The sequence below is a fragment of the Citrobacter sp. S46_ASV_140 genome (assembly GCF_018919545.1).
In the GTDB taxonomy this organism is placed as follows: domain Bacteria; phylum Pseudomonadota; class Gammaproteobacteria; order Enterobacterales; family Enterobacteriaceae; genus Citrobacter; species Citrobacter braakii.
In genome coordinates this window covers 1-7,272 of record NZ_JAHLRC010000150.1, presented here as the reverse complement: position 1 = coordinate 7,272, position 7,272 = coordinate 1, and the positions used below count along the sequence as shown (strand labels likewise).

General features: G+C 52.5%; 6 protein-coding genes. 4 read left to right on the top strand and 2 right to left on the bottom strand.

Annotated elements, in window-relative coordinates; all coding sequences use genetic code 11:
* On the bottom strand, nucleotides 1-772 hold a 772-nt coding region (gene treB / locus KQJ19_RS21220), incomplete at its 3' end, for a PTS trehalose transporter subunit IIBC (RefSeq protein ID WP_216404096.1).
* 157 nt (nucleotides 773-929) lie between these two features.
* Nucleotides 930-1,877 (bottom strand): trehalose operon repressor TreR, encoded by a 948-nt coding sequence (treR, locus tag KQJ19_RS21215; protein ID WP_016155565.1) that lies wholly within the window; start codon nucleotides 1,875-1,877, stop codon nucleotides 930-932.
* Between the two features lie 389 nt (nucleotides 1,878-2,266).
* Here treR and mgtA point away from each other — a divergent pair, with 389 nt between their 5' ends.
* From mgtA to KQJ19_RS21195, 4 genes are all read left to right on the top strand, one after another.
* Nucleotides 2,267-4,975, top strand: a complete 2,709-nt coding sequence (gene mgtA / locus KQJ19_RS21210; protein ID WP_216404095.1) for a magnesium-translocating P-type ATPase — start codon at nucleotides 2,267-2,269, stop codon at nucleotides 4,973-4,975.
* Between the two features lie 375 nt (nucleotides 4,976-5,350).
* On the top strand, nucleotides 5,351-6,328 hold the full coding sequence (locus KQJ19_RS21205) for a TRAP transporter substrate-binding protein (protein WP_016151488.1): 978 nt from the start codon (nucleotides 5,351-5,353) through the stop codon (nucleotides 6,326-6,328).
* A gap of 62 nt (nucleotides 6,329-6,390) precedes the next feature.
* On the top strand, nucleotides 6,391-6,900 hold the full coding sequence (locus KQJ19_RS21200) for a TRAP transporter small permease (protein WP_047499903.1): 510 nt from the start codon (nucleotides 6,391-6,393) through the stop codon (nucleotides 6,898-6,900).
* A gap of 30 nt (nucleotides 6,901-6,930) precedes the next feature.
* On the top strand, nucleotides 6,931-7,272 hold a 342-nt coding region (locus KQJ19_RS21195), incomplete at its 3' end, for a TRAP transporter large permease subunit (protein ID WP_216404094.1).

The window sequence follows — 7,272 nt, the reverse complement described above, 5'->3', positions numbered from 1 at the left end:
GATACAGATAATCCGGGACGATGCGTTTCATGCGTGTTTCAATAAAACCGAGCGCCAGACCGGCCAGCAGTGCCGGAATAACCTGCGCCTGATAGCCCACTTTTTCAATGCTGAACAGGCCGAAGTTCCACACTTCCGGTACCTGTTGACCGAGTAGATAGGCGTTCATTAGCTGCGGTGAAACCAGGGTCACGCCCAGCACAATACCGAGGATCGGCGTACCGCCCATTTTCTTCACTGCTGACCAGCAGATCCCGACCGGCAGATAGAAGAAGATCGCTTCGCCAATTAGCCACAGGAAGTCGTAAAGGGTTTTCAGCGAAGGGTGCATCTGCGCCAGCGTCTGCCCGTTGCTCATGGGCAGATCGCCAATCACATTACGGAACCCCAAGATCAAGCCGCCGCTAATCAGCGCTGGCAGCAGCGGGAAGAAGATCTCCGCAAAATGAGAAATCAGCTGTTCGTGCCATTTCATATTCTGCCGCGCGGCTTTTTTCGCCTGCTCTTTATCGGCGCTGGCCTGGCCGGTTGTCGCCAGCAGCGCTTTGTAGTAATCGCCTACTTCGGTACCAATCACCACCTGAAACTGCCCGGCGTTGGTGAAGCAGCCTTTGACCATCGGCAACTGTTCGATCTCTTTTGGCCTGGCATTCGCAGGCTGATTCAGCACAAAACGCAGGCGAGTAATGCAGTGACTTACCGTGGCGATATTGTCGCGCCCGCCTACCAGCTCAATCAGCCGGTCGATGTCTGCTTGTTTTATTTTGCTCATGATGATGTGTGTTCCCCGTAGGCCGGATAAGACGTTTTAGCATCGCCATCTGGCAACTCTCTCGTTGCTGTGGCCAGAGTATATCGTCGATGATTTTTTAAAAATGGGAACGTTCCCGAAACGCAGCGAAGATCACAAATTAACGCTCAGAAAGCGATCAGGAGAGGGTGGAAGGAATAACGATTTGTCGTAGTTCGCTACGGCCGTTGATCTGCTCGATCAGCTGCGAGGCCGCTTGTCGTCCGGCTTCGGCATATCCTGGATCGACGGTGATAATTTCCGGATGGAGGAATTTCATCAGCGGCGTACTGCCCACGCTCGCCAGCTGTAGATTCTCAATTCGCTGCTCTTGCAGATATTTGCTGACACCAAGGGCGAGGGTATCCGTCGCGCAGACTAAGGCAGTGGTTTCCGGGGTGATGACGTTGGCGGCCTGCTCATAACCCTGCTTCATGGCAAGACCCGGTAGCGCGGCTACAGGATGCAGTTTGTGTTTCTTACAGAACGCCAGGTAGGCTTCATGGCGGCGCTTACCGGTGGTCACGTCGCTATGGGGAACGCCAAGAAAGCTGATATGGCGATGCTCGCGATCGTATAAACGCTGCATCAGGGTGCGAATGGCGCCTTCATCGTCATAGCAGACGGAGGCAAAGCCTTTGGCATCTCTTGCCAGCAGCACCAGCGAATCCTGCCAGGAGGCGAGCATGGATTCACTTATGCCGGTAAAACCAAACAGCACCACGCCGTCAATATTGCGGCGTCTGAGCATGCCGAGATGCTCTTCAACCAGCTCGGGCGAGAACTGGCTTTCCATCATGATCGGGTCGTAACCCTGCTCATAAAAGGCGGGCAGCATGGTTTGCACGGCGAGATTTTCCGAAAGCGAGTCCAGACGCGTGACGATGATCGCCACCACCTTGTCACTTTGTCCGCGCATGGCGCGTGCGGAGCGGGAAGGGGAAAAACCGTGCTGATTCATCACCGCTTCAACGCGTTCGCGGGTGCGTTCGCTCACGCCGCTTTCATTGTTAAGCACACGGGAAACGGTTGATTTTCCCACACCGCTTAAGCGGGCGATGTCTTTAATTGTCAGCCGGTTTTGCATCCTGTTTTCCCGTGTTGCGTGTGAAGTTATGCCAAATAGAGAATAACTTTACTCAAGCGCAGCGCAATGGGCAAAGTCTGGTATACGTTTGGTTTAGTTTCCATGGTTTATCATACTGCCATAATTGCCACAAACCTTATGGTTTTCTGCGTATAATCCGCAGCGCAAATCATTCACTTACCGGAGGCTATATGGATCCCGATCCCACCCCTCTCCCGAGATGGAGAAACTCCCCTTTCCGGTAAGCCTGTCTTTCACTGTCTTACCGGAGCAGTAAGACAGTGACGTTCTGACGTCCCTGTTGTGAATTTAATATTGCCATCAGGTAAGGCTTTGCCACGCCTGAAGGATTTACTGCGCCTGTTGAGACTGGCGCAGAGGGACTGCCTATGTTCAAAAATATTACTCGCCAGCTATTTGCCCGGCTAAACCGTCATTTACCACACCGTCTGGTGCATCGCGATCCGTTGCCTAATGCCCAGACCGTTGCCAGCACGCCGATCCCGCCATCGCTGAGCGAACATTGTCTGAAAATGGCGCTGATGGACGAAGCCGCGCTGTGGAAAACGTTTGGCGCGCACCCGGAAGGATTAAACGCCGCAGAAGTGGAAAACGCTCGCGAATTACATGGCGAGAACCAACTGCCGGCGCAGAAGCCGTCGCCGTGGTGGGTGCATCTGTGGGTCTGCTACCGCAACCCGTTTAATATTTTGTTGACCATCCTCGGTGCGATTTCCTATGCCACCGAAGATCTGTTTGCCGCTGGCGTCATTGCTCTGATGGTCGTCATCTCTACTTTACTGAATTTTGTGCAGGAGGCGCGTTCCACCAAAGCGGCAGATGCGCTGAAAGCGATGGTCAGTAACACCGCTACGGTGCTGCGCGTTATCAACGAGAAAGGAGAGAACGGCTGGGTTGAACTGCCGATCGACCAGTTAGTTCCCGGCGATATCATTAAGCTGGCGGCAGGGGATATGATCCCGGCCGATCTGCGTGTGGTGCAGGCTCGTGACCTATTCGTGGCCCAGGCTTCGCTGACCGGTGAATCGCTGCCGGTGGAGAAAGTCGCAACCAGCCGCGACCCGCAGCAAAGCAACCCGCTCGAATGCGATACCCTGTGCTTTATGGGCACCAACGTGGTGAGCGGCACGGCGCAGGCCATCGTGATTGCGACCGGAGCCAATACCTGGTTCGGGCAACTGGCGGGCCGCGTCAGCGAGCAGGAAAGCGAGCAGAATGCTTTCCAGAAAGGGATCAGCCGCGTCAGCATGCTGCTGATCCGTTTTATGCTGGTGATGGCGCCGATTGTGCTCATCATCAACGGCTATACCAAAGGCGACTGGTGGGAAGCGGCGCTGTTTGCCCTGTCTGTCGCGGTGGGGCTGACCCCGGAAATGCTGCCGATGATCGTCACCTCGACGCTGGCGCGTGGGGCGGTGAAGCTGTCAAAACAAAAGGTCATCGTCAAACACCTCGACGCTATTCAGAACTTTGGCGCGATGGATATCCTGTGTACTGATAAAACGGGTACCCTGACACAAGACAAAATTGTACTTGAGAATCATACAGATATATCTGGTAAGCCCAGCGAGCACGTCCTGCATTCTGCGTGGCTGAACAGCCATTACCAGACCGGGTTGAAGAATCTGCTGGATACGGCAGTGCTGGAAGGTGTGGACGAAGAATCAGCCCGCCAGCTCTCTACCCGCTGGCAGAAAATTGATGAGATCCCGTTTGACTTCGAACGCCGCCGCATGTCGGTGGTGGTCGCTGAAGAAGCCGATGTGCATCAGCTGGTGTGCAAAGGCGCGCTGCAGGAGATCCTCAGTGTCTGCACCCAGGTGCGCTACAGCGGTGAGGTTGTCCCGTTAGATGACAACATGCTGCGTCGGGTGAAGCGCGTCACGGATACGCTGAATCGCCAGGGGCTGCGCGTGGTGGCGGTGGCGACGAAATACCTGCCAGCGCGTGAGGGCGATTACCAGCGTATTGATGAATCAGATCTGATCCTCGAAGGCTATATTGCGTTCCTCGATCCGCCGAAAGAGACCACCGCGCCAGCGCTCAAAGCGCTGAAAGCCAGCGGTATTACGGTGAAAATCCTGACTGGCGATAGCGAGCTGGTGGCGGCGAAAGTGTGTCACGAAGTGGGGCTGGATGCGGGCGATGTGGTTATCGGTAGCAACATTGAAGGGTTAAGCGACGATGAGCTGGCAACGCTGGCCCAGCGCACCACGCTGTTTGCTCGTCTGACGCCGATGCACAAAGAGCGCATTGTCACGCTGCTCAAGCGCGAAGGTCATGTGGTTGGCTTTATGGGGGATGGCATTAACGATGCCCCGGCGCTGCGCGCGGCGGACATTGGTATCTCCGTTGACGGCGCGGTTGATATTGCGCGTGAAGCCGCTGATATCATCCTGCTGGAAAAGAGTCTGATGGTGCTGGAAGAAGGGGTGATCGAAGGACGCCGTACTTTTTCTAACATGCTGAAGTATATCAAAATGACGGCCAGTTCTAACTTCGGTAACGTGTTTAGCGTGCTGGTGGCGAGCGCCTTCTTACCGTTCCTGCCGATGTTGCCGCTGCACTTACTGATTCAGAACCTGCTGTACGATGTATCCCAGGTGGCGATTCCGTTTGATAACGTCGACGAAGAGCAGATCAAAAAGCCGCAGCGCTGGAATCCCAGCGAGTTGGGGCGCTTTATGATCTTCTTTGGACCAATCAGCTCGATCTTCGACATTCTGACATTTTGCCTGATGTGGTTCGTCTTCCATGCGAATACGCCAGAACATCAGACGTTGTTCCAGTCTGGCTGGTTCGTGGTAGGCCTGCTGTCGCAAACGCTGATTGTGCATATGATCCGTACCCGCCGCGTGCCGTTCATCCAAAGCCGCGCCGCATGGCCGCTGATGCTGATGACGCTGGTGGTCATGGTGGTAGGCATTGCATTACCGTTCTCGCCGCTGGCCAACTATCTGCAATTGCAGGCGCTGCCGCTGAGCTACTTCCCGTGGCTGATTGCGATTCTGGCGGGCTACATGACATTAACCCAGCTCGTGAAAGGTTTTTATAGCCGCCGCTACGGCTGGCAGTAATCCTCAACTTCTTTGCAGGAGGGTGTTAATACTCTCCTGCATTTCTCTTTTTCATTCGAAAGATATTCTCCCGAAATATTGTTGTTTTATTTTTATTGAAATGCTAACGCGGGTAATTAGTATCAAATTGCCTTCTTTGCGTTGTTTTTTTATCAATAAAACGATCTGCGTTGCAAAAATGAAACAGCGTGCTAAAAATTATAAGCATCTGCGATTTTTTGTGAACGCAGTCATCGAAATAAATTGTTACACCAGTTAGTCTGCGCAGGTAACGTCGTTAAGAAAGTTTCTCGCTGCCCGTTTTTAATTCCGGCAGTCATTTGCTCTGCAAGCTATTCCTGTTAATGGATATTATGAACTTCTGGAGAAGGACAAATGAAACTGACAAAAAACCTGTTAAGTCTGTGTATTGGCGCGTCTGTATTACTGGCGAGTCATGCAACGCTGGCACAAACCTTTCGCGCCGCAGATGTGCATCCGGCTGATTACCCGAACGTTGTTGCAGTGAAACATATGGGGGAGAAACTTAGCGCCGCGACCGAAGGTCGTCTGGAGATCAAAACATTTCCAGGGGGTGTGTTAGGCGATGAAAAACAGATGATTGAACAGGCGCAATTAGGCGCCATTGATATTATTCGCGTCTCAATGACGCCAGTTGCCGCAATTCTCCCTGAAATAAACGTGTTTACCCTGCCATATATTTTCCGCGATGAGGACCATATGCATAAGGTTCTCGACGGCATGATTGGTCAGGAGATTGGCGACCGTCTGACAGCCAATACCAAATCACGACTGGTGTTCCTTGGCTGGATGGATGCCGGAACGCGCAACCTGATCACCAAGAATCCGGTAGTGAAACCGGAAGATTTGCACGGCATGAAAATCCGCGTTCAGGCCAGTCCGATAGCGCTGGATACCCTAAAAGCGATGGGCGCTAACTCCATTGTGATGGGCGTCAGTGAAGTATTTAGCGGCATGCAGACCGGCGTTATTGATGGTACGGAAAATAACCCGCCAACGTTTGTTGCGCATAACTATTTGCCGGTCGTGAAAAACTATACCTGGAGTAAACACTTTATTATTCCTGAGCTTTTTCTGTTCTCGAAAGCCAAATGGGATAAGTTAAAAAAAGAAGACCAGGAACTCATTATTAAACTCGCTAAAGAAGCCCAGGTAGAGCAACGTAAACTTTGGCAGGATTATAATGCGAAATCGCTGGAGACCATGAAAGCCAACGGTGTTCAGTTCCACGATATTGATACGGACTATTTCTATAAAGCCACGCAGTCAGTACGGGATAATTACGGTAAAGACCACCAGGATTTGATCAAACGTATTCAGGATGTGAAGTAATTCATCGGGTGGAGGATATCAATCCTCCGCCTGAGTCTTTTGATTAATTCGAGGTGATGATTATGGGTGAATGCTATTCATCGGTAATGGATTTTCTTTATCGAGTGTCAATGTGGATTGCCGGTATCGCATTATTGGTTATGGTCGCCATTATCCCTATTGGCATATTCGCGCGTTATGTCCTGAATAACGCGCTGTCATGGCCTGAGCCAGTCGCCATTCTTTGTATGGTGACATTCACCTTTATTGGCGCGGCGGTGAGCTATCGCGCAGGTTCGCATATCGCGGTAAGCATGGTGACTGACCGTCTGGGGGAATCTTCCCGCCGTTACTGCTCGGTAGTCGCAGACGTTATGTTAATGGCGATAAGCCTGTTCATTCTGTGGTACGGCTCCATGCTATGCCTCGAACTGTGGGAACAGCCCGTGGCGGAATTCCCAATTTTAAGCGCCGGGCAAAACTATCTCCCGTTGCCGATTGGCTCTGCTATTACGCTGCTGTTTATCGTTGAGAAGATCTGCCGTGGCTCGCAGTACCAACGTCCTGTTGTCATGCTGGGATCGACCAGCTAGTTACCGCCCCCATTTCAGAAAGGAAAGCAGATGGATGCATTTATTCTCGTCTTTACGCTCGGCATTATGCTGGCGATTGGGGTACCGGTAGCGTACGCGGTTGGCATTAGCGCCATCATTGGGGCCTGGTACATTGATATTCCGCTGGAAGCGGTGATGATCCAACTGACCAGTGGGGTGAACAAGTTTTCGCTACTGGCGATCCCGTTCTTTATTTTGGCCGGGGCTATTATGGCCGAAGGGGGCATTGCGCGGCGGCTGGTAAACTTTGCCTATATTTTCGTTGGCTTTATTCGCGGCGGTCTGTCGCTGGTCAACATTGTGGCATCGACCTTTTTTGGCGCAATTTCTGGATCGTCGGTGGCCGATACC